Annotated in this window: 23 protein-coding genes; 11 read left to right on the top strand and 12 right to left on the bottom strand. The window is 62.4% G+C overall.

The window, feature by feature from the left end:
• Positions 1-41: 41 nt before the first annotated feature.
• The gene (gene gspI, locus ACP7CJ_RS18070) at positions 42-428 is read left to right on the top strand and encodes a type II secretion system minor pseudopilin GspI (protein WP_276197638.1); all 387 of its coding nucleotides are present in this window, start codon (positions 42-44) and stop codon (positions 426-428) included.
• On the opposite strand, the gene ACP7CJ_RS18065 is transcribed toward gspI, so the two are convergent.
• Positions 415-843 carry a type II secretion system protein N gene (locus ACP7CJ_RS18065; protein WP_426100914.1) on the bottom strand — a complete coding sequence of 143 codons (429 nt, stop codon included), beginning with the start codon at positions 841-843 and terminating at the stop codon, positions 415-417. The genes gspI and ACP7CJ_RS18065 overlap by 14 nt on opposite strands.
• 93 nt (positions 844-936) lie before the next feature.
• Between ACP7CJ_RS18065 and gspH the strand changes: the two genes are divergently transcribed.
• Together gspH and ACP7CJ_RS18055 are read left to right on the top strand one after the other, a co-directional pair.
• The gene (gene gspH / locus ACP7CJ_RS18060) at positions 937-1,389 is read left to right on the top strand and encodes a type II secretion system minor pseudopilin GspH (protein WP_276197636.1); all 453 of its coding nucleotides are present in this window, start codon (positions 937-939) and stop codon (positions 1,387-1,389) included.
• Positions 1,386-1,997, top strand: a complete 612-nt coding sequence (locus tag ACP7CJ_RS18055; protein ID WP_276197635.1) for a type II secretion system protein GspJ — start codon at positions 1,386-1,388, stop codon at positions 1,995-1,997. The genes gspH and ACP7CJ_RS18055 overlap by 4 nt, the downstream gene beginning before the upstream one ends.
• A 1,036-nt stretch (positions 1,998-3,033) precedes the next feature.
• On the opposite strand, the gene ACP7CJ_RS18050 is transcribed toward ACP7CJ_RS18055, so the two are convergent.
• The 3 genes from ACP7CJ_RS18050 to ACP7CJ_RS18040 are packed head-to-tail and all read right to left on the bottom strand — an operon-like array spanning position 3,034 to position 5,184.
• A complete protein-coding gene (locus ACP7CJ_RS18050; RefSeq protein WP_426100912.1) occupies positions 3,034-3,960 on the bottom strand; it encodes a FecR family protein in 927 nt (308 codons plus the stop codon).
• A 37-nt stretch (positions 3,961-3,997) separates the two neighbouring features.
• Complete coding sequence (locus ACP7CJ_RS18045; RefSeq protein WP_247408728.1) at positions 3,998-4,543, bottom strand: RNA polymerase sigma factor; 546 nt, start codon at positions 4,541-4,543, stop codon at positions 3,998-4,000.
• The gene (locus ACP7CJ_RS18040; protein WP_426101014.1) at positions 4,540-5,184 is read right to left on the bottom strand and encodes a secretin and TonB N-terminal domain-containing protein; all 645 of its coding nucleotides are present in this window, start codon (positions 5,182-5,184) and stop codon (positions 4,540-4,542) included. The genes ACP7CJ_RS18045 and ACP7CJ_RS18040 overlap by 4 nt, the downstream gene beginning before the upstream one ends.
• 215 nt (positions 5,185-5,399) lie before the next feature.
• Between ACP7CJ_RS18040 and ACP7CJ_RS18035 the strand changes: the two genes are divergently transcribed.
• On the top strand, positions 5,400-5,711 hold the full coding sequence (locus ACP7CJ_RS18035) for a hypothetical protein (protein ID WP_426100910.1): 312 nt from the start codon (positions 5,400-5,402) through the stop codon (positions 5,709-5,711).
• 63 nt (positions 5,712-5,774) lie between these two features.
• On the opposite strand, the gene ACP7CJ_RS18030 is transcribed toward ACP7CJ_RS18035, so the two are convergent.
• Entirely contained in the window at positions 5,775-6,842 is a 1,068-nt protein-coding gene (locus ACP7CJ_RS18030) for an NAD(P)-dependent alcohol dehydrogenase (RefSeq protein WP_247406271.1), read from the bottom strand.
• A gap of 147 nt (positions 6,843-6,989) precedes the next feature.
• Between ACP7CJ_RS18030 and ACP7CJ_RS18025 the strand changes: the two genes are divergently transcribed.
• Entirely contained in the window at positions 6,990-7,808 is an 819-nt protein-coding gene (locus tag ACP7CJ_RS18025) for an alpha/beta fold hydrolase (RefSeq protein WP_247406268.1), read from the top strand.
• A gap of 55 nt (positions 7,809-7,863) precedes the next feature.
• Here ACP7CJ_RS18025 and ACP7CJ_RS18020 read toward each other — a convergent pair whose 3' ends face one another.
• Positions 7,864-8,250, bottom strand: a complete 387-nt coding sequence (locus ACP7CJ_RS18020; RefSeq protein ID WP_426100908.1) for a DoxX family protein — start codon at positions 8,248-8,250, stop codon at positions 7,864-7,866.
• Between the two features lie 137 nt (positions 8,251-8,387).
• Between ACP7CJ_RS18020 and ACP7CJ_RS18015 the strand changes: the two genes are divergently transcribed.
• The gene (locus ACP7CJ_RS18015) at positions 8,388-9,386 is read left to right on the top strand and encodes an NAD(P)H-quinone oxidoreductase (protein ID WP_426100906.1); all 999 of its coding nucleotides are present in this window, start codon (positions 8,388-8,390) and stop codon (positions 9,384-9,386) included.
• A gap of 93 nt (positions 9,387-9,479) precedes the next feature.
• On the opposite strand, the gene ACP7CJ_RS18010 is transcribed toward ACP7CJ_RS18015, so the two are convergent.
• The 3 genes from ACP7CJ_RS18010 to ACP7CJ_RS18000 form a co-directional block, all read right to left on the bottom strand.
• Complete coding sequence (locus ACP7CJ_RS18010; RefSeq protein ID WP_276197629.1) at positions 9,480-10,604, bottom strand: alkene reductase; 1,125 nt, start codon at positions 10,602-10,604, stop codon at positions 9,480-9,482.
• Positions 10,605-10,692: 88 nt separating this feature from the next.
• Positions 10,693-11,370, bottom strand: a complete 678-nt coding sequence (locus ACP7CJ_RS18005; RefSeq protein WP_276197628.1) for a type 1 glutamine amidotransferase domain-containing protein — start codon at positions 11,368-11,370, stop codon at positions 10,693-10,695.
• A gap of 26 nt (positions 11,371-11,396) precedes the next feature.
• Positions 11,397-11,996 carry a TetR/AcrR family transcriptional regulator gene (locus ACP7CJ_RS18000; protein ID WP_426100904.1) on the bottom strand — a complete coding sequence of 200 codons (600 nt, stop codon included), beginning with the start codon at positions 11,994-11,996 and terminating at the stop codon, positions 11,397-11,399.
• A gap of 173 nt (positions 11,997-12,169) precedes the next feature.
• On the opposite strand from ACP7CJ_RS18000, the gene ACP7CJ_RS17995 reads away from it, so the two are divergent.
• A complete protein-coding gene (locus ACP7CJ_RS17995; RefSeq protein ID WP_253396638.1) occupies positions 12,170-13,114 on the top strand; it encodes a GlxA family transcriptional regulator in 945 nt (314 codons plus the stop codon).
• Here ACP7CJ_RS17995 and ACP7CJ_RS17990 read toward each other — a convergent pair.
• Positions 13,111-13,617, bottom strand: a complete 507-nt coding sequence (locus ACP7CJ_RS17990; protein ID WP_247408585.1) for a GNAT family N-acetyltransferase — start codon at positions 13,615-13,617, stop codon at positions 13,111-13,113. The two genes, ACP7CJ_RS17995 and ACP7CJ_RS17990, sit on opposite strands and share 4 nt — an antisense overlap.
• 180 nt (positions 13,618-13,797) lie before the next feature.
• On the opposite strand from ACP7CJ_RS17990, the gene ACP7CJ_RS17985 reads away from it, so the two are divergent.
• Positions 13,798-14,670, top strand: coding sequence for an undecaprenyl-diphosphate phosphatase (locus tag ACP7CJ_RS17985; protein ID WP_276197626.1), 873 nt, complete (start codon positions 13,798-13,800; stop codon positions 14,668-14,670).
• Positions 14,671-14,701: 31 nt separating this feature from the next.
• On the opposite strand, the gene yghU is transcribed toward ACP7CJ_RS17985, so the two are convergent.
• Entirely contained in the window at positions 14,702-15,538 is an 837-nt protein-coding gene (gene yghU, locus ACP7CJ_RS17980) for a glutathione-dependent disulfide-bond oxidoreductase (protein ID WP_426100902.1), read from the bottom strand.
• A gap of 198 nt (positions 15,539-15,736) precedes the next feature.
• Between yghU and ACP7CJ_RS17975 the strand changes: the two genes are divergently transcribed.
• Positions 15,737-16,339, top strand: a complete 603-nt coding sequence (locus tag ACP7CJ_RS17975; RefSeq protein WP_426100899.1) for a glutathione S-transferase family protein — start codon at positions 15,737-15,739, stop codon at positions 16,337-16,339.
• Between the two features lie 6 nt (positions 16,340-16,345).
• On the opposite strand, the gene ACP7CJ_RS17970 is transcribed toward ACP7CJ_RS17975, so the two are convergent.
• Positions 16,346-17,113: an SDR family NAD(P)-dependent oxidoreductase gene (locus ACP7CJ_RS17970; protein WP_276197623.1), complete on the bottom strand. Its 768-nt coding sequence runs from the start codon at positions 17,111-17,113 to the stop codon at positions 16,346-16,348.
• A gap of 138 nt (positions 17,114-17,251) precedes the next feature.
• Between ACP7CJ_RS17970 and ACP7CJ_RS17965 the strand changes: the two genes are divergently transcribed.
• Entirely contained in the window at positions 17,252-18,400 is a 1,149-nt protein-coding gene (locus ACP7CJ_RS17965; RefSeq protein WP_426100897.1) for an aldose epimerase family protein, read from the top strand.
• Between the two features lie 150 nt (positions 18,401-18,550).
• Positions 18,551-18,982 carry a hypothetical protein gene (locus ACP7CJ_RS17960; protein ID WP_426100895.1) on the top strand — a complete coding sequence of 144 codons (432 nt, stop codon included), beginning with the start codon at positions 18,551-18,553 and terminating at the stop codon, positions 18,980-18,982.
• Positions 18,983-18,994 lie beyond the last annotated feature (12 nt).

Below are 18,994 nucleotides of genomic sequence, written 5' to 3'. Positions count from 1 at the left end.
GGCGCTAGGCTGCGCACCTGTTTCCAGGCTTTGAGAACGCCATGCGCAGGCACCGCAACGAGCGAGGTTTTACCCTGATTGAAGTGCTGGTGGCGCTGGCGATCATCGCGGTGGCCATGGCCGCGGCCGTGCGCGTGGCCGGGCTGATGACCCAGAGCAACGGCCTGTTGCGCGACAAGTCGATGGCGCTGCTGGCGGCGCAAAGTCGCCTGGCGGAGTTGCAGTTGGAGGGGCATTTGACCCCCGGCAAAAAGACCTTCGAGTGCGATCAGGGCCGCTTGAAATTGCGTTGCGAGCAGACCCTCAGCAGCGGCACCGATAGCCGGCTGGTGCAGGTCGATGTGCAGGTGTGGGACATCAGCCGCGAGGCGCCGCCCCTGGCGCGCCTGGCGACGTCGTTGGCCAGGCCACAGGTCAAGGCCGAGTGAGCCGTGGCAAGGCGGGTGCCTGCGGCAACGTATCGAGCTGCACGCGCACCTTCTCGCCGCCGCGTTCGATCTCGACGCCGTCGCCCGCGATGGCCGTCAAACGCACGCCTGGGCTGACGCGCTCGCCGAGCAGAAAGCTGCGCGGCGGGCCATCGTTGAGGCTGAGGATCGCCACCGCGCCCCGCGCTCCAGCCAAGACTCCCGAGACCTTGACCTGCAGCGCCGCTGGCGCCGTAGAAAACCATTGCAACGCCGGGTTATCGCTGCGCGCCGCCGCATCGGCTGCGGCCGGCGGCGTGTGGGATTCGGCAGTGCTGAGCAGCAACGGCGTCCATACCGCCACGCCGGCCAACGCCGCAAGCAAGGCCAGCGCCTGCACGCCGTGGGCGGCAGAGAAACGAAGGGCAAATGCCATGGGGAGGACCTCCTGTTTGTCCGTGGCACCAGCCTACAGGCCAATTCGCACGTTTTTATTTCATAACCTCGCCAGCTTTCCAGGTGCCGCCCCATGAAACAGCAAGGTTTCACCCTGATCGAGTTGATGGTGGTGCTGGTGATCATCGGCATCGCCAGCGCCGCCATCAGCCTGACGATCAAGCCCGACCCGCTGCACCTGCTGCGCAAGGATGCCGAGCGTTTGAGCCAGTTGCTGCAAGTGGCCCAGGCCGAAGCCCGCGCCGATGGGCGGCCGATCACCTGGCGCGCGGACGCCAAGGGGTTCCGCTTCAACCGCCGCAGCGATGACGGCCTGGGCGTGGAGTCGTTCCAGGGCGACGACCAACTGCGCCCGCGCCCGTGGGAGAGCACGCCGATGCAGGTCACGATCGAGCCCCGGCAAACGTTGGTGCTCGACGCCGAATGGATCAACCCGCCCGTGCGGGTGGAACTGTCCGACGGGCAACACCGCCTTAGCCTGCAACGTGATGCCGCCGGTTTGATGCGCGTGGTGAGCCCACCATGAGCCGCGCCCAGCAAGGCTTCACGCTGATCGAAGTGATGGTGGCGATCATGCTGATGGCGCTGGTCAGCCTCATCGCCTGGCGCGGCCTCGACAGCGTGACCCGCGCGGATCAGCACCTGCAGGCCAGCACGGAACAGACCGAGGCGCTGTTGCGGGCGCTGAACCAGTTGCAGCGCGATCTCAACATGCGCGCCAGCGTTGAGCTGAGCGTGCCGGCTTCCCTGCAAGAGGAAAAATCCAAGCCCAGCGGGTTGGCGGCGGTGACGGTGCGCAGTTCCGACAGCAAGGGTTTTCGCCTGGACGTGATCCGCAGCGCGCCGGTCGCGGGGGATGGGTTGCAACGGGTGCGTTGGTGGCTCAAGGGCGACAGCCTGTACCGCGCAGCAGCGCCGGCGCGGGATCGTTTTCCGTTGCCGGCGGCGAAGGATGGGGTGGTGGTGTTGACCGGGGTCAGTGATGTGCAGGTGCGGGTGTGGGAGGCGGACAAGGGCTGGCGGCAGTTGAGCGGGAATCGGCGGGAAGATCCGCTGGGGGTGGAGGTGAGTCTGGTGCGGCAGACGGCGCAGGGAGTAGAGCGGTATCGGCAGGTGGTGGGGCCGCTTTGGTAGGGTTGGGTGATGGGGGCATATTCGTTTTTTCGGTAATGGCGGCGGCTGAGTGCATATCCGTTTTTTTGGTAACGGCGGCGGCTGAGTGCATATCCGTTTTTTTGGTAACGGCGGCGGCTGAGTACATATCCGTTTTTTTGGTAACGGCGGCGGCTGAGTACATATCCGTTTTTTTGGTAACGGCGGCGGCTGAGTACATATCCGTTTTTTTGGTAACGGCTGCTATTGGTTCCGCTCTTACAGCGGGTCACTTTGGAAAAGCCCCAAAGTAACCAAAGGGCTCTTGCCCCAACACTCGGCACCTCGCCTAGGCTCGGTGTGCCCGAACGCAGGCATTACTCCGCGGGCCGCCGTCACGGGCCATCCTTGGCCCGGGACGGCTAAACCGGCATCCCTGCCGGTTTACCCGCTGCGTAATACCTGCGTTCGGCCAGCGTGGTTTTACGGGGCGCCTAAGATCAAGAGCCAGAGCCAGAGCCAGAGCCAGAGCCAGAGCCAGAGCCAGAGCCAGAGCCAGAGCCAGAGCCAGAGCCAGAGCCAGAGCAGAATGAGGTCTATCTGATCCATGGAGATCAAAATGTGGGAGGGGGCTTGCCCCCGATAGCGGTGGATCAGTCATGCATGTAGTGACTGACACACTGCCATCGGGGGCAAGCCCCCTCCCACATTTTTGACCGGGTTCGGCTTCCAGGATCAGGTCGGCTATAAGGCCGCCTCGCTTTTGCTTTGGCTTTTGATCTTAGGCGCCCCGTAAAACCACGCTGGCCGAACGCAGGCTTGAATCCGTGGGCAACCCGGCAGGACGCCGGGTTAGCCGTCCTGGGCCAGGGATGGCCCATGACGGCGGCCCACGGATTCAAGCCGGAGTGAGGGCACACCGAGCACTAGCGAGGTGCCGAGTGGTGGGGCAAGAGCCCTTTGGTTACTTTGGGGCTTTTCCAAAGTGACCCGCCGTAAGGGCGGAACCCATAGCAGCCGTTACCGCAGAAATGGATATGTACTCAATCCAATCCAATCCAAAAAATGCGCGGTCAACCTAACTCAACAACACCACGCCCCCAGGCAACTCCGTACACTTCGCCCCATACGCATCACGAATCAACAACGCCACCCCCGCCAACTGCTGCAAATTGAACCGCGCCTGCACCCGGCGCTGGCCCAGTTCTTTGTTCAACAACACCAACATCCCCGGGCGATATCGGTTGATCTCATCCACCACCGTCGCCAGCGTCGCGTTGTTGAACACCAGCACCTGCTCGCGCCAAGCCACCACTGCCTGGGTGTCCACCGTCGCCACCTCCCCGATCAAGTCGGCGCCGTAGGTGAGTTGCCGGCCACTCTCCATGTGCACAGTGCGCCCGGCGACATCCACCGACAGCCACCCTTCGATGCAGGTCACGCACACGTTGCGATCGGTATGCCGCACATTGAACCGCGCCTGCGCCGCACTGACCCAGCCAACGCCGGCCTGGACCTTGAGCGGTTGGGCCACGCGGGCGAGCACTTCGACTTCGCCTTCGAGCAATTCGATCCCCTGCCCCACCCGGCTGATGCGCGTCTGGGTATTGAGTTCCAGGCTCACGCCGTCGCTCAACAGGACCTGGCGCTGCTCGCCGACCTCGGTGCGATAGTCCGCAGTCAAACCGGCCAGCCCACCCGGTGCGCCGACGCCCACCATCACCAACGCCGCCGACGCCGCTATCGCACCGCCGAGGAAGGCCCGCCGGCCAAAATGGTGCGGGCGCTGCGCCTGTTCAATCGCCGTGCCCAATTGCCGCCACATCGCCTTGATCTGCTCGAAAGCCTGGGCATGCTCCGGGCTCTGGGCGCACCACGCCTTCAGGGCCTTGGCATCCGCCACGGTGGCGCGGCCCGAGGTCAGCAGGAGCAGCCAGTCGCGGGCTTCATCGTGCAATGGGCTGGCGGGGGTTGCCCGGACGGTGGAGAGGCTAAAAATGTTCAAGCGCGCAAATACTCACGGATTTATCAGGGACTCAACACTAAGACGGTTTTCCGGCCCCGGGACCGAACCGCTGGATGACTTTTCTTTCCAGACGCTTGGCGCAGTGGCCCAGGGCGGCCTTGATTTCTTTTTCGACCATGCGCGTGGAAATACCGAAGCGCTGGGAGATTTCCAGGTGCGGCGCTTCTTCCAGGCGCGCGGCGATGAGGATCTTGCGCCGGCGTGCCGGCAGTTCGTAGAGGGCCTTGACCAGGGATTGGATTTCTTTTTGACCACCCACCACCCGCGAGGGGTCCTGGGCTTCGTCGGCGCTTTGCAGCAGCTCTTCAACCTCGCTGCCAGTCAACAGGCGGGCGTCGGCCTCGCGGCGGTCGGCGGCGATGTTCAGGGCCATGCGGTACAGGTAGGCATTGGGTTGCGCCAGGTTCGGCGGCACGTCCATGCGGTCGACGCGCAGGTAGGTTTCGTGCAGGACGTCGTTGGCCAGGTCCTCCGAGCCCAGGCGCTTGCGCAAACGCACCTTGAAGTCCTCGTAGGACGCCAGGAACAAGCTGACCATCGTGCTGTGCCCGGAATCTTTCATCCGCCCCAGGCTCCTTTCCCTGCTGTGCATTCCATGCGTGTTCCTGTTGTGTCGGGCATCAAAAGTAAAGTCACCGGCTGGCGCAGCGAACTGGGCGCCGGGCGTTCGACCCGGGCAGCGCCCAGGCTGCGCACCAGGGCTTCATCGCGTTGTTCATCGCCAGTGGAACTGACCAACCGGCTGTATTCGATCACCCCCTCAGGGCTGACCCAGAGTTGCACCAGCGCCCTGAAACTCCCGGGGCGGGTCAACGGCGAACGGCACAGGCTGGTTTCGATCGCCTGTTGCACCGCCGTGGCATAGCTGTTGTTGATCCGGGCAGCGTTGCGCGCCGATGCACCACGGGTGACAGCGGGTGGGCTGACCTCGGGCAGTTGCAAGGTGAACGCGTCACTGCGCGCATAGCGCGCCATCAGGCCACTCCCGGTCAGCAACATCGCCAAAGCCTCCTGCGCCGTGAAGCGCCCACGCACGCTGATGGCGCGCCGGCCCCGCGTCAGTTCACGGTCGACCAGCACCGCCATGCCGCTGGCGCGGCTGTACGCTTGCAGTGCGTGCTCCAGATCTTGCGCCGGCAGGTCCAGTACCAACAGCGGCGGCTCTGCTCTCGCCGGGGTGCCCCACGCCAGCAGCAACAGCAAGGCCAGGGCGCCGATGGCACGCCGCAAGCCCCGCTGCTCACCCCCCGCTCTGCATTGCTGCACGGCCGACGTGTCCTTGAAAACCGTCATCCTGAGGCCAATTTATGAACCTGATGTTACGGTGACAGCAAAAAAAACATCACGGTGACGGGAAACCCGCTGCACTACACTTTCAAGCCTACCGGCCCACTCCCTCGGGCCCGCCAGGAGGCCCCATGAAGCTGTTCCCAACCCTCGCCAGCCTGTTGCTGTGCGCCGCGCTGCCACTGCTCGCCCACGCCGAAACCGCCGCCAAAGGCTGCACCGATGTCACAGTGGATGGCTACAAAGCCCGCGACTATGGCTGCATGAGCCAGCAGATGGGCAATGACCCGGACGCGGCCAAGGCGGCGCAGAAGAACCGCGAGGCGCAGAACATCCCGGTGCAGAAACGGCCGCCGAACCAGGTGGGGTTATCCACCCCTGCGGCGACCAGCATCCGCATGGGCAATACGTTTGGGACGGCGATGAAACCGCAGCGGCCTTGAGCCGCTGACCGGTTGTACGCTTGCGGTCTGAAGACCTCTGGGAGCACGCCGCTAAAGGGTGTTTCAGGCCACGTGAGGTTCTTTCTTCAAGCTTTCCATATCGATCACGAACCGATATTTCACATCGCCTTTGAGCATGCGCTCATACGCTTCGTTGATGTCCTGGATATCGATCATCTCCACGTCCGAGACAATCCCGTGTTGGGCGCAGAAATCCAGCATGTCCTGGGTTTCCTGGATGCCGCCGATCAGCGAGCCGGCCAGGCTGCGGCGCTTGAAGATGAGGTTGAACACCGTCGGCGATGGGTGCGGGCTGTCGGGGGCCCCGACCAGGGTCATGGTGCCGTCGCGCTTGAGCAGGTTGAGGAACACGTCGAGGTTGTGCGGCGCGGCGACGGTGTTGAGGATGAAATCCAGGCTGTTGGCGACCTTGGCCATTTCGTCCGGGTTCTTCGACACCACGACGTGATCGGCGCCTAGGCGCAGGCCGTCTTCACGCTTGTTCGGCGAGGTGGTGAACAGCGTCACGTGTGCGCCCATGGCATGCGCGATCTTCACCGCCATATGGCCAAGCCCGCCGAGGCCGACCACGCCGACTTTCTTGCCGGGGCCGACCTTCCAGTGATGCAGCGGCGAATAGGTGGTGATACCGGCGCACAGCAGCGGCGCCACGGCCGCCAGGTTGGCGTCATCATGGGAGATGCGCAGCACGAACTGCTCCTTGACGACGATGTTGTCCGAATAGCCGCCAAGGGTATTTTCGCCACCGAACACGGGGCCGTTGTAGGTGCCGGTAAAGCCGTTCTCGCAGTATTGCTCCTCGCCCTCGGCGCAGGAGGCGCAGTGCTGGCAACTGTCGACCATGCAGCCGACCCCGGCCAGGTCGCCGACCTTGAATTTTTTCACATGGGCCCCGACCGCCGTTACGCGACCGACGATTTCATGGCCGGGGACCGAGGGGTACAACGTGTTGTTCCACTCGTTGCGCACGGTATGCAGGTCGGAGTGGCAGACGCCGCAATAAAGAATGTCGATCTGCACGTCATCCGCCCCCGGCGCGCGACGTTCGAAGGTAAAGGGCTTGAGCGCATCCTTGGAGTCCCGAGCCGCGTAGCTGTAAGTCTTAGCCATTTCGTTCACCTGTGTGATCTGACGGTAGAGGTCAGTGGACCAGCGTAGACGCTGAACCGTTCAACCGAGCACATGCATACAAGCCCTTCGTCGGGTTTGCGGCAATAGTGAAGCCGAGCCCTTTCCCTCTCACCCCAGGAGTTTTCCATGAGCACATTCGTTGCCAAAGACGGTACCCAGATCTACTTCAAGGACTGGGGCAGCGGTAAACCCGTGCTGTTCAGCCATGGCTGGCCGCTGGATGCCGACATGTGGGAATACCAGATGGAATACCTGAGCAGCCGCGGCTTTCGCACCATCGCGTTTGACCGCCGCGGTTTCGGGCGCTCTGACCAGCCGTGGACCGGTAACGACTACAACACCTTTGCCGACGATATCGCCCAATTGATCGAACACCTGGACCTCAAGGACGTGACCCTGGTGGGTTTCTCCATGGGTGGCGGCGACGTCGCGCGCTACATCGCCCGCCATGGCAGCGCCCGTGTCGCCGGCCTGGCGCTGCTGGGGGCGGTGACGCCGCTGTTCGGTCAGAAACCGGACTACCCGCAGGGCGTTCCCGCCGATGTGTTCGACGGCATCAAGGCCGGCCTGCTGAAAGACCGTGCACAGTTCATTGCTGATTTCAACCCGGCGTTCTTCGGCATCAACAAAGGCCAGAAAGTCTCCGACGGCGTACTGACCCAAACCCTGCAGATCGCCCTGCTGGCGTCGCTCAAGTCGACCGTGGATTGCGTCACGGCCTTCGCCGAGACCGACTTCCGTGCAGACATGACCAAGATCGATGTGCCGACCCTGGTGATCCACGGCGATGGCGACCAGATCGTGCCGTTCGAAACCACCGGCAAGGTGGCAGCCGAGATGATCAAGGGTGCCGAGTTGAAGGTCTACAAGGATGCGCCGCACGGGTTTGCAGTGACCCACGCCCAGGCCTTGAATGAAGACCTGCTGGCGTTCCTCAAGCGCTGAAGCGCTTAGACTCCCTTCTCCTTATTTTGGCCGGGCTTGCCCGGCCTTTTTTTGCTCAGGCAACACGTTGACCGAGGGTGAAGCGACCCGGCCCGGCGATCAGGATGCTGGTGAAAATGATCAACAGCAGCCAGCCGAACTGCCCTTCAAACAACGTCCATTGCGGATGCACCACGAGCATCGCGATCAGCAGCACCGAGAGGATCGGCAGGCAAGCCAGGCGCACCAGCACCCCGGCGATGATCAGCAGCGGGCACAACACTTCGGCGAAAATCGCCAGCAATAGCGTGACGTTGGCCCCCAGGTGAAACGGGTCTTCGATCAGCTTTAGCTGTTCGCTGTAACCCAACAGCTTGGGCAAACCGTGTACCCACAAGAGGAACGCAGCCGCGCTGATCCGCAAAAACAGGAGGCCGAGGGCCTGGTTTGTTGATTCATTCATAAACACCCTGCATCCGTAAAAAATCATCGACATCGATTGTGTTCGCCAAGCTGGGTGTACGCTTGCATGTTTGTGCTGAACCGCCCGCCGCTCGATGCGGTCCCAAGCCATACGCTCATCGCTACAGGAACTCTCGAATGACGCTCCCGAAAGAAATGACCCTGATAGAAATCACCCGCCCCGGCGGCCCTGACGTACTGCAACCGCGCCGGGCCGATGTACCGGTGGCAGGCCCGGGCGAGATCCTGATTCGGGTGCAGGCTGCCGGGGTCAATCGCCCGGACGCGTTGCAACGCGCCGGCAAGTACCCGATGAAACCCGGCATGAGCCTGATTCCAGGGCTGGAAGTGGCGGGTGAAGTGGTGGCGCTCGGTGACGGCGTCAGCGAGTACGCCCTCGGCGACAAGGTGTGTGCCCTGACCAATGGCGGCGGCTATGCCCAGTTTTGCGCGGTGCCCGCCAGCCAGGCGCTGCCGATCCCAGAGGGTATGGACTGGATTCAAGCCGCCGCCGTGCCGGAAACCTTCTTCACCGTGTGGGCCAACCTGTTCGGCCTCGGCGACGCGCACACAGGCCAGCGTGTGTTGGTCCACGGCGGCACCAGTGGCATCGGCACCACCGCGCTGATGCTCTGCCGCGAGTTCGGCATCCAGGCCTTCGCCACTGCCGGTAGCGCCGACAAATGTGCGGCCATCGCCAAGCTGGGCGCCGAACCGATCAATTACCGCGAGCAGGATTTCGCCGACGTCATCGCGCAAAAGACCGATGACAAGGGGGTTGATGTGATCCTCGACATCATGGGTGCCTCGTACCTGAACAACAACCTCAAGGCCCTGGCCATGGACGGTCACCTGGTGATGTTGGGCTTTCTCGGGGGTGGCAAGGCCAATGACGTCGACCTGCTGACGATCCTCGCCAAACGCGCGGTGATTACCGGTTCACTCTTGCGCGCACGCAGCAAGGAGGAAAAGGCCGCAATTGCCGAACAGCTGCGCGAATACATATGGCCCGTGCTGGCCGCCGGGCGTTGCCTGCCGATCATCGACAAGGTCTACGCATACACCGATGCCGCCCAGGCCCATGCGCGGATGGAAGGTGGGGAGCATATCGGCAAGATTGTGTTGCGGGTGGCCTGACACCTAAACAGTCGCCTTGATGCAGGCACTGTCGGGCCTTGGCAGGGCTCGACAGGTTCCACAAAAACCGGCCTTTGCGAGCCAGTCGACAACCTATTTCGCATGCACCGGGTAATCGATATAGCCCACCTCATTGCCGCCATACATCCCCTCCGCCCGCAGCGGATTCAACGGCCAGCCATTGAAAATCCGTTGCGGTAAATCCGGGTTGGCGATGAATGGACGCCCGAACGCAATCAGGTCGGCCAGCCCCGCGTCGACCAACCGCGCACCGCGCTCGGCGGTGTAACGCCCGGCGTAGATAATTCGGCCTTGGAAGGTGTCACGCACGGCCTGACGGAACGTGTCGGGCAGGTCGGGCGCGTTGTCCCAATCAGCTTCGGCAATGGAGACGTAGGCGATGCCCGACGCTTGCAGCACCTTGATCGCTTCGAGGTAGGTGTGGTGCGGGTCGTCTTCCACCAGGCCGATGTACACCCGGTCCTGGTCGGTGCCGCTGAACAACGGCGAAAAACGTACCCCCAGGCGTTCCGGTCCAACCACTTTGCTGACCGCCTCGACGATCTCACGCAAAAAGCGCAGACGGTTGTGCAGCGAACCACCGTACTCATCGTCGCGCTGGTTGGCGCGGGCCGAGATGAACTGGTTGACCAGATAACCGTTGGCGGCATGGATCTCGACCCCGTCAAACCCCGCGTCCAGCGCATTGCGTGCGGCCTGTGCGTAATGCCCGACCAGTTCCTTGACCTCAAGGGTGGTCAACGCACGGGGCACGGGCGGTTGTACCAAGTCACCCACGCCAGGCCCGGTGGCGATAAACGCCTTCGCTTGCTCGGCCTGGATCGCGGACGGCGCGATGGGCGCGGCGCCGTCAGGCTGCAACGCGTTATGGGACACCCGGCCCACATGCCAGAGCTGAGCGAAGATCACCCCGCCTTCGGCATGCACCGCGTCGGTGACGGTGCGCCAGCCATCGATCTGCGCCGGGGTGTAGATGCCCGGCGTCCAGGCGTAACCCTGGCCACGCGGCTCGATCTGCGTGCCCTCAGTGACCATGAAACCGGCCGAGGCACGTTGACGGTAATACTCAGCCATCAACTCGGTGGCGATATCGCCGGGTTGCGCGCTGCGTTGGCGCGTCAGCGGTGGCAGCACGACACGGTTCTTCAAGGTGTGGTGCCCGAGTTGTATCGGGGTACTTAAAACACTGTGGGTCATTCGAAATATTCCAAATTCAGGACGAACGAAAGCGTCGGCGACTCCTGAGAGCCGCCAAGCAATAAAGCAGTAAAAGTGAGGGGTTAACTTACGCGGTGAGTTTCAGCAGGGCCTTGGCCACATCGCTGGAGCTGGCGGGGTTCTGCCCGGTGACCAGCAAACCATCTTCAAGCACAAAGGATTGCCAATCGGCGCCCTTCTCATACTTGCCGCCCAGCGCCTTGAAATCGTTTTCAATCAGGAACGGCACCACGTCGGTCAGGCCGACTGCGGCTTCTTCCGAGTTGGAGAAGCCGGTGACGCGACGACCCTTGATCAGCGGCTCGCCATTGACCGCCTTGACGTGGCGCAAGGCGCCCGGTGCGTGGCAGACAAAACCGATGGGCTTGCCGGCACGCTCGAACGCCTCGATCAGGGCGATGGACACCGGCGACTCCGCCAGGTCCCACAGCGGGCCGTGGCCACCTGGGTAGAACACGGTGTCGAAGTCGGCGGTGTTGACCGTGTCCAGCTTGACGGTGCTGGCCAGGGCCTGTTGCGCGGCCGGGTCGGCGGCAAAGCGGCGGGTCTGTTCGGTCTGCGCATCCGCTTGATCACTCACCGGGTCCAGCGGCGGCTGGCCACCGGCCGGGGATGCCAGCACCACATCGGCGCCGGCGTCCTTGAACACGTAATACGGCGCCGCAAATTCTTCGAGCCAGAAGCCGGTCTTGCGGCCGGTATCGCCCAGCTGGTCGTGAGAGGTCAGTACCATTAATACTTTCATTTTCCAGTGCCTCGATAGGGTGAAGGTCAGTGTGTGTCAGGGCAACCCAACAGCTGTCGGGTCAGTAGCAGCGCCTGATCAAAAGGCGCGGATGTACGGGTGATCTTGCTCATGACGCTGGTCCCCAGCCATAACGCATACAGGCTGCGGGCCAGGCTTTGCGGGGTTTGCGTCACTGTCAGCGAACCGTCTTCGACGCCGCGCCCAATCGCGTCGGCCAGCAAGGCGATGGTCCTGGATGTGCCGCGATCCAGGGCCAATCGCATCGGTTCTGAAAGGTCTGACACTTCTGCACCGAGTTTGACGGCAAGGCATTTGCCCGCGTCGGTGCAACCGGTCTGATTGTCGATCCAGCATTGCCAATAGCGCATCAACTTGGCGTGTTGGGATAGCCCAGGCGCGTCGAACAGTTGCGCCATCCCCTGCACGTAGTGATCGAAGTAGGTATCGAGCAATACCACACCGAACGCGTCTTTGGAGTGGAAGTAGTGATAAAACGAACCTTTCGGCACATCGGCAGCTTGAAGTATTTCGTTCAGGCCCACCGCAAAAAACCCTTTGGCGCCGACAATCGATTGCGCCGTCTCCAGAATGGTCTGCCGGGCACTTTTGGTTGCGCTGTTCATGCTTCACTCCGTCCGATTAGACCAGTCGTCTAGTTCGTGGGGTGAATGTTAGGAGCCGGGCCGGACGCCCACAATGTCATATGCGCAAGGATTCCGGACATGACGCGAACCCGGTTGCCGTTTTCCCGGCACGCGCCGACAATCGCCCCTCCCGCCCGCATTGGAGAATGGCGATGCACAGCGTTGCGCTGATGGTTTACCCGAACTTCCAGTCCCTGAGCCTCAGCCTGGGCTCGGTGTTCGAGTGCGCGAACCTGCTGCGCGGCGAGCCGGCCTATGAGTTTCACCTGGTGTCCGAGAGCGGCGGCGCGGTGATGACGTCGCAGGGGTTCTCGGTGAATACCACGCCGATCCGGCCGCAGGGCTATGACACCCTGATCGTCAGCGGTTACCTGGAGTTTCGTCTGCCGGAGGCCAACCTGCTGGAGCTGGTCAAGGCTGCGTCGGCGCAATCGCGGCGCGTCGCCTCGCTGTGTACCGGCATTTTTGTGCTGGCCGAGGCCGGATTATTGGCGGGTAAACGCACCACCACCCACTGGATTCACGCGCCGGCGTTTCGCAAGCGCTACCCGGATATTCAGCTGGAAGAAGACAAGCTGTTCGTCGTCGACGGCCAGATCTGGACCGGCGCCGGCATGAGCGCCGGGGTCGACCTGGCGCTGGCGATGGTGGAGAACGACCTGGGCAGCGACCTCGCCCGGCGCATCGCGCGCAAGCTGGTGATTGCCCAGCGCCGGGGCAGCGAACAGTCGCAGCTATCGGCGTTGCTGGAATTGGACCCCAAGTCCGACCGCATACAACTGGCCCTGGCCTACGCCCGCGAAAACCTGACCCACGACCTGTCGGTGGAAGCCCTGGCCGATGTCGCCCGGCTCAGCCCGCGTCAGTTCAGCAGGGTGTTTCGTGAAGAAACCGGGCAGACCCCGGCCAAGGCCATCGAGTCACTGCGAGTGGAAGCCGCGCGGGCGATGATGGAAACCAGCCGCCACCCGGTCGAAGTGGTGGCCCGCGAAACCGGCTTCGGCGACCGCGAGCGCATGCGCCAGGCGTTTCTGCGCGCCTTTGGGCAACCGCCCCAGGCCATGCAACAGGCTTTTTTTGGCGAACGCAGCGCTTAGTGCAACGACGCCCGCGTAATCAGGTAACTGGTCAATTGCGGATCATCGTCCAGCTCGAGGGTCTGCACCGGGCGTGGCAGGTTATCCAGCACGGTACGCCAGAACGCCTGGGACACTTCATCCTGATCATAGAAACGCACCAGCCAGTTGGCCGCGCCGCTGCATAGCACCTGGGTGGCGATCGCGCTGCCGATGCCCTTGCGGCGATAGCGCTTGAGGATGAACAGGTCGGCCAGTTCCAGGGCATCGATGCCCGGTAACTCACTGCCTTCGATCAGCAGGAAACCGGCGATATAGCCATCGACCAGCAGCAGGTTGGCGCTCCATTGCGGGTCTTGCCAGTAGCGGTTCAGGTGTTCGTCATGGATGTAGAAGCGGCCGTCCGCCTCCACATCTTCTTGCTCCCAGTCCGAAGACTCATAAGCGTAGTACTGGTACAGGTTGCGGATCAGCTCGGACGCTTCCGGGCCGGTCTGGATCAATTCGACGGTGGTTTCAGGCATGAGGCTCTCGGTGAAAAAACGCAGGGCGCCATTGTTCACAAAACCCTGCCCCAGTCCAATAGCGGCTTGAACCTTTCTACTTGCTGAACCGATTGCAAATAGGCGCGGCCTTGTCCGAACCCTCGAAACATTTCGAATAAACTTCGCCGGCTTGCCTCTTTTTTCTCAAGGACACGTACTTTGACCAACGTCTGTTCCGCCGGCCTGGATGTGGGCTTTGCCTCCCTGGATTACCTGCAGATTTTCATCCTGGGCGTGATCCAGGGCATTACCGAGCTGTTGCCGGTGTCGTCCACCGCCCATATGCGTGTGGTGCCCGCCCTGCTCGGCTGGCAGGACCCGGGCTCGGCGTTTTCGGCGGCGATGCAATTGGCGGCGCTGGCAGCGGTGGTCAGTTACTTCTGGCGCGATGTGCGCCAGGTGGTCACCGGCAGTATTGGCGCGGTACGCCAGGGTGATTACAACAATCAGTGGTTCAAGCTGGCGGTGGCGATTGTGCTGGCGACCATTCCGATCGGCATTGCCGGCCTGGCGTTGTCCTCGACCTTGAATGCGTGTAACTCACCGCTGCGCGGGCTGATGGTGATCGGCATTGCCTGCGTGGTGATGGCGGTGTTGCTGGCGGCGGCCGAACTGAGTGCGCGGCATACGCGCAAGGTGAGTGAAATGCGCCTGCGCGACGCGCTGATCGTCGGCATCGCACAGATTGGCGCCTTGATTCCTGGGGTCTCGCGCTCCGGTTCCACGCTGACCGCCGCGCTGTTCCTCAACTTCAAGCGTGAAGAAGCCGCGCGTTTCTCGTTCCTGCTGGGCCTGCCGGCTATCGCCCTCGCCGGTTTGAAGGAGCTGTGGGTGCTGCTGCACGCCGACATGCCGGCCCATGCCTGGCCGCACTTGCTGTTTGGCCTGGTGGTCGCCAGCGTCTCGGCGTTCTTCGCGATCTGGGGCCTGATGAAGTTCCTGGAGCGGTTCTCCACCTGGCCGTTCGTGATCTACCGCGCACTGCTGGGGATCTTCCTGATCGTGGCGGTCAGCACCGGGTTGTTGAGCTAAGCCTCAGGGGCGCAACGGCGCGGCATCGACCTTAACGATCGAAATCGCGCGCATCGTGCCGCTCCGGCAACTGCTCTTCGAGCGGCCCGGACACCCGGTTGACCCGCCGCCCGCGCTGCACCGCCGGCCGCGCGTCGATCGCATCGGCCCAACGCAGCACGTGCTTGTAATCCTGCACCGAGAGAAACTTTGCCGCGTCATACAAGCGGCCTTTGACCAGGCCACCGTACCAGGGCCAGATGGCGATATCGGCGATGGTGTATTCGTCACCGGCAATGTACTCGCTCACCGCCAGGCGCTGGTCGAGCACATCCAGCTGACGCTTGGTTTCCATGGCAAAGCGGTTGATCGGGTACTCCATCTTGCTCGGCGCATACGCGTAGAAATGCCCAAAACCACCCCCCAGGTACGGCGCGCTGCCCATCTGCCAGAACAGCCACGACAGGCACTCGGCACGGGCCGCGGGTTCAGTGGGGAAGAACGCGCCGAATTTCTCCGCCAGGTACTGCAGGATCGCGCCGGACTCAAACACGCGAATCGGCGTAGCACCGCTGCGGTCGAGCAAAGCAGGGATTTTCGAGTTCGGGTTCACCGCGACAAAGCCGCTGCCGAACTGGTCGCCGTCACCGATCTTGATCAGCCAGGCGTCGTATTCCGCACCGGTATGCCCGAGGGCCAACAGCTCTTCGAGCAGGATCGTGACTTTCTGCCCATTCGGCGTGGCCAGCGAGTACAACTGCAACGGGTGTTTGCCGACCGGCAGGGTCTTGTCGTGGGTCGCCCCGGCGATGGGGCGGTTGATACTGGCGAACGTGCCGCCACTTTCGGCGTCCCAGGTCCAGACCTTGGGGGGTACGTATTCGGTCATGCTCACGGCTCCTGATGTGCTTGCGGTCAACGAAGCGTTCCAGACTAAACCAAAGGCAGGTGGCGCGTCACACCAGCAGCGCCGCGCCCACCGTAATGGGCGGCGCACGGGCATTGCGCGTTCAAACATTGCACAGACCGAACGAGTGCCTTTTAATCTTCCAGGCACCGCAATTCACCCGGCATCAATGGAGGCTTTATGAGACTGATCGGAATGCTCGACTCACCCTACGTGCGTCGCGTGGCCATTTCCCTGGAACTGTACGGCGTGGATTTTATGCATGAGCCCTTGTCCGTGTTCAGCACCTACAGCGAATTTGCGCGGATCAACCCCGTGGTCAAGGCCCCGACCCTGGTGCTGGACGATGGCACCGTGTTGATGGACTCCAGCCTGATCCTGGATTACCTCGAAGCCCTGGCCCCGGCCGACAAAAAACTGCTGCCGCAGGCCCCTACGGCACGCGCCAAAGACCTGCAACTGCTCGGGCTGGCCCTGGCGGCCTGTGAGAAAAGCGTGCAGATCGTGTATGAACACAACCTGCGGCCGGCCGAGAAGCAGCATGCGCCGTGGCTTGAGCGCGTCAACGCGCAATTGCTGGCCGCGTATACGCTGCTGGACCAACACCTGAGCCAGACCGACAACGAAGCGCTGACCCAGGCCTCGCTGACGGCGGCGGTCGCCTGGTCCTTCAGCCAGTTCACCGTGGCCTCGGTCGTCAAGGCGGACGCGTTCCCCCATGTGCAACGCCACGCCGAGCGACTGGAGCAGCATCCAGCCTTCAAGCGCTGCCCGATCGTGTAACCCGCTCTACACCCAGCCGCCATCGACAATAAAGTTCTGCGCCGAACACATCGCCGACGCCTGCGAAGCGAGAAACAGCGCCATGTTGGCGATGTGTTCCGGCAATACGCTGCCAGGCAGGCACTGGCTGCGGCTGATCAGTTCCTTGGCAGCGTCGTCGACCCACATCATCAGTTGTTTTTCGGTCATCACCCAGCCCGGCACCAGCGTATTCACGCGGATACGGTCCGGGCCCAGTTCGCGCGCCAGCGCTCTCGTCATGCCGTGGGCGGCGGCCTTGCTGGCGGCGTACACCGGGTAGCCGGCGGAGGCCATCATCCAGCCAACGGAGCCCAGGTTGATGATCGAACCGCCGCCCGCCCGCTTCATCATCGGCACCACGGCCTTGGTGGCAAAAAAGGCGTGCTTGAGGTTGACGGCAATCAGCTTGTCGAAGGTCTCCGAGTCGACTTCCTCCAGGGTATGACGCACGTCGTTGGCGGCATTGTTCACCAGCACGGTGATCGGCCCCAGGGCGTATTCGAAGCGCGCAATCGCGGCCTTGTAGGCAATCTCGTCGGTGATGTCGCAATGCCCGAACTCGACGGTATGCCCCTGGGCACTCAACAACGCGGCCAGGCGCTCGCCCTGGCCTTGCGCGCGATCGACGAAAGCCACCTTGGCCCCCTGCCCGGCGAAGGCGCGCACCATGAATTCGCCGATCCCCGAAGCGCCTCCGGAAATCAACACGGTCTTGCCCTTAAGGTCGGGATAAACGGCCTGTTCAGTACTCATATCAAGGTTGCCTCGATCAATTAGTCTTATTTTATTTTACGAAATCGGCGTTTAAGGCTATAAATTTGCGGTCACACCGACAAAATATCGCACATTAGTAGAACTATTCCACTCAAAACAACAAAAGGAAGTTCGACCATGAAGCACCCTCGATACCTGCTGTCCGGCCTTGCCTTGTCCATGCTGATCGCCAGCGGTGGCGCGCAAGCGGCCGGTCTGTCCAGTGAACATAAACCGTTTGGGAAAACCAACGACGGCAGCGCCGTCGAGCAATACATATTGCGCAACAGCCATGGCATGCAAGCCACGGTGATCACCTATGGCGGCGTGTTGCAGGCGCTGAAAGTGCCGGACAAGCACGGCAAGGTCGAGGACGTGGTGCTCGGCTTCGACGACGTGCAGGGCTATCAGCGCGGCACGGCGTTTTTTGGCGCGACCATCGGCCGCTTCGGCAATCGCCTGGCTGGCGGTGCGTTTGAACTCGACGGCAAGCGCTATCAGGTGCCACTCAACGACGGTCCCAACTCTCTGCATGGCGGCGCCCAGGGCTTCGACAAGCGCGTGTGGCAAGCCAAGCCCGTCAAGGACAAGGATTCGGTCGGCGTGACCCTGACTTACCTGTCCAAGGACGGCGAGATGGGCTTTCCCGGCAAGCTGACCACCGAAGTCACGTATCGGCTCAACGACAACAACGAACTGCACATCGACTACAAGGCCACCACCGACAAACCGACGGTGCTCAACCTCACCAACCACAGCTATTTCAACCTCGCTGGCGCGGGCAACGGCGATATCCTCAAGCAGGTGGCGACGTTGCACGCCAGCCACTACACGCCAGTGAATGCGACCTTGATCCCCACCGGCGAACTGGCACCGGTCAAGGGCACGCCGATGGACTTTCTCCAGCCCACTGCCATCGGCCAGCACATCAAGGACGATCATCCGCAACTCAAATTCGCCGAGCCGAAACAGGGCGGGTTTGACTTCAACTGGGCGCTGGACACCCAAGGCGATCTCAAACAACTCGCCGCCGACGTGTACGACCCCGACTCCGGCCGCCGTTTGCAGCTCTACACCACCGAACCTGGGGTGCAGTTCTATACCAGCAACTTCCTCGATGGCTCGGTGAAGGGCAAGGCAGGCAAAACCTACAAGCACTGGAGCGGTTTCACGCTGGAGACCCAGCACTTTCCCGACGCGCCGAACCAACCGAAGTTTGCCTCGACACGCTTAGACCCAGGGCAGACCTACACCCAGCGCACCGTCTTCAAGTTCTCCGCCGATTGAGGCTGGCGGCCGGCTTGCCGGCGACCAAAACACGGTCGCAGGCAAGCCGGCGTCCGGATCTATTGTGATGCAAATAGTCCCCAAAACCGTGCTTGGCTGCTATTGTGCCGCGCTTTGAAAAGCCGCCGCCTACCAGCAAGGAAATGGACGTTGAACACTGACGAAAAAATGACCGGGGACCTGTTCGAGGTGGATAAGCGCCTGTCACTCAAACCCGTGGTGGACTTCAACACCTACCTGCGCAACGCGTTTGGCGACGGCCCATGCACCTGCGTGCGCTGTGCTGCCAGTGGCGGGGATGAAACCGGCTATGCGTTCCAGCACACCTTCAACCTCGACGCCAAACCCACCCACCGCCGCTTTGCCTCGACGGCCGGCAGCGATGTGTTGTTGATGCTGAAGAAGGCGTGGCTCTCGTACACCAAGGCGGAGTTGCCGCTCAGTGGCGTGCTGGCGCTGCCGGCGGTGAAGGAGTTTGTCGAGCCGCAGTTGCACAAGCGCCTGGCGCCGCTGTTTCTGGCCAGTGGGTTGGCAAAGGAGGTGGACGGCGAACTGCGCATCCAACCGCAGGCGATGGCCTGATCACCTCCCCTG

The organism is Pseudomonas sp. PSPC3-2, assembly GCF_049897085.1.
Lineage (GTDB): Bacteria > Pseudomonadota > Gammaproteobacteria > Pseudomonadales > Pseudomonadaceae > Aquipseudomonas > Aquipseudomonas paraveronii.
The sequence above is the reverse complement of the archived record's forward strand: the minus strand, read 5'-3'. Positions and strand labels throughout refer to the sequence as shown.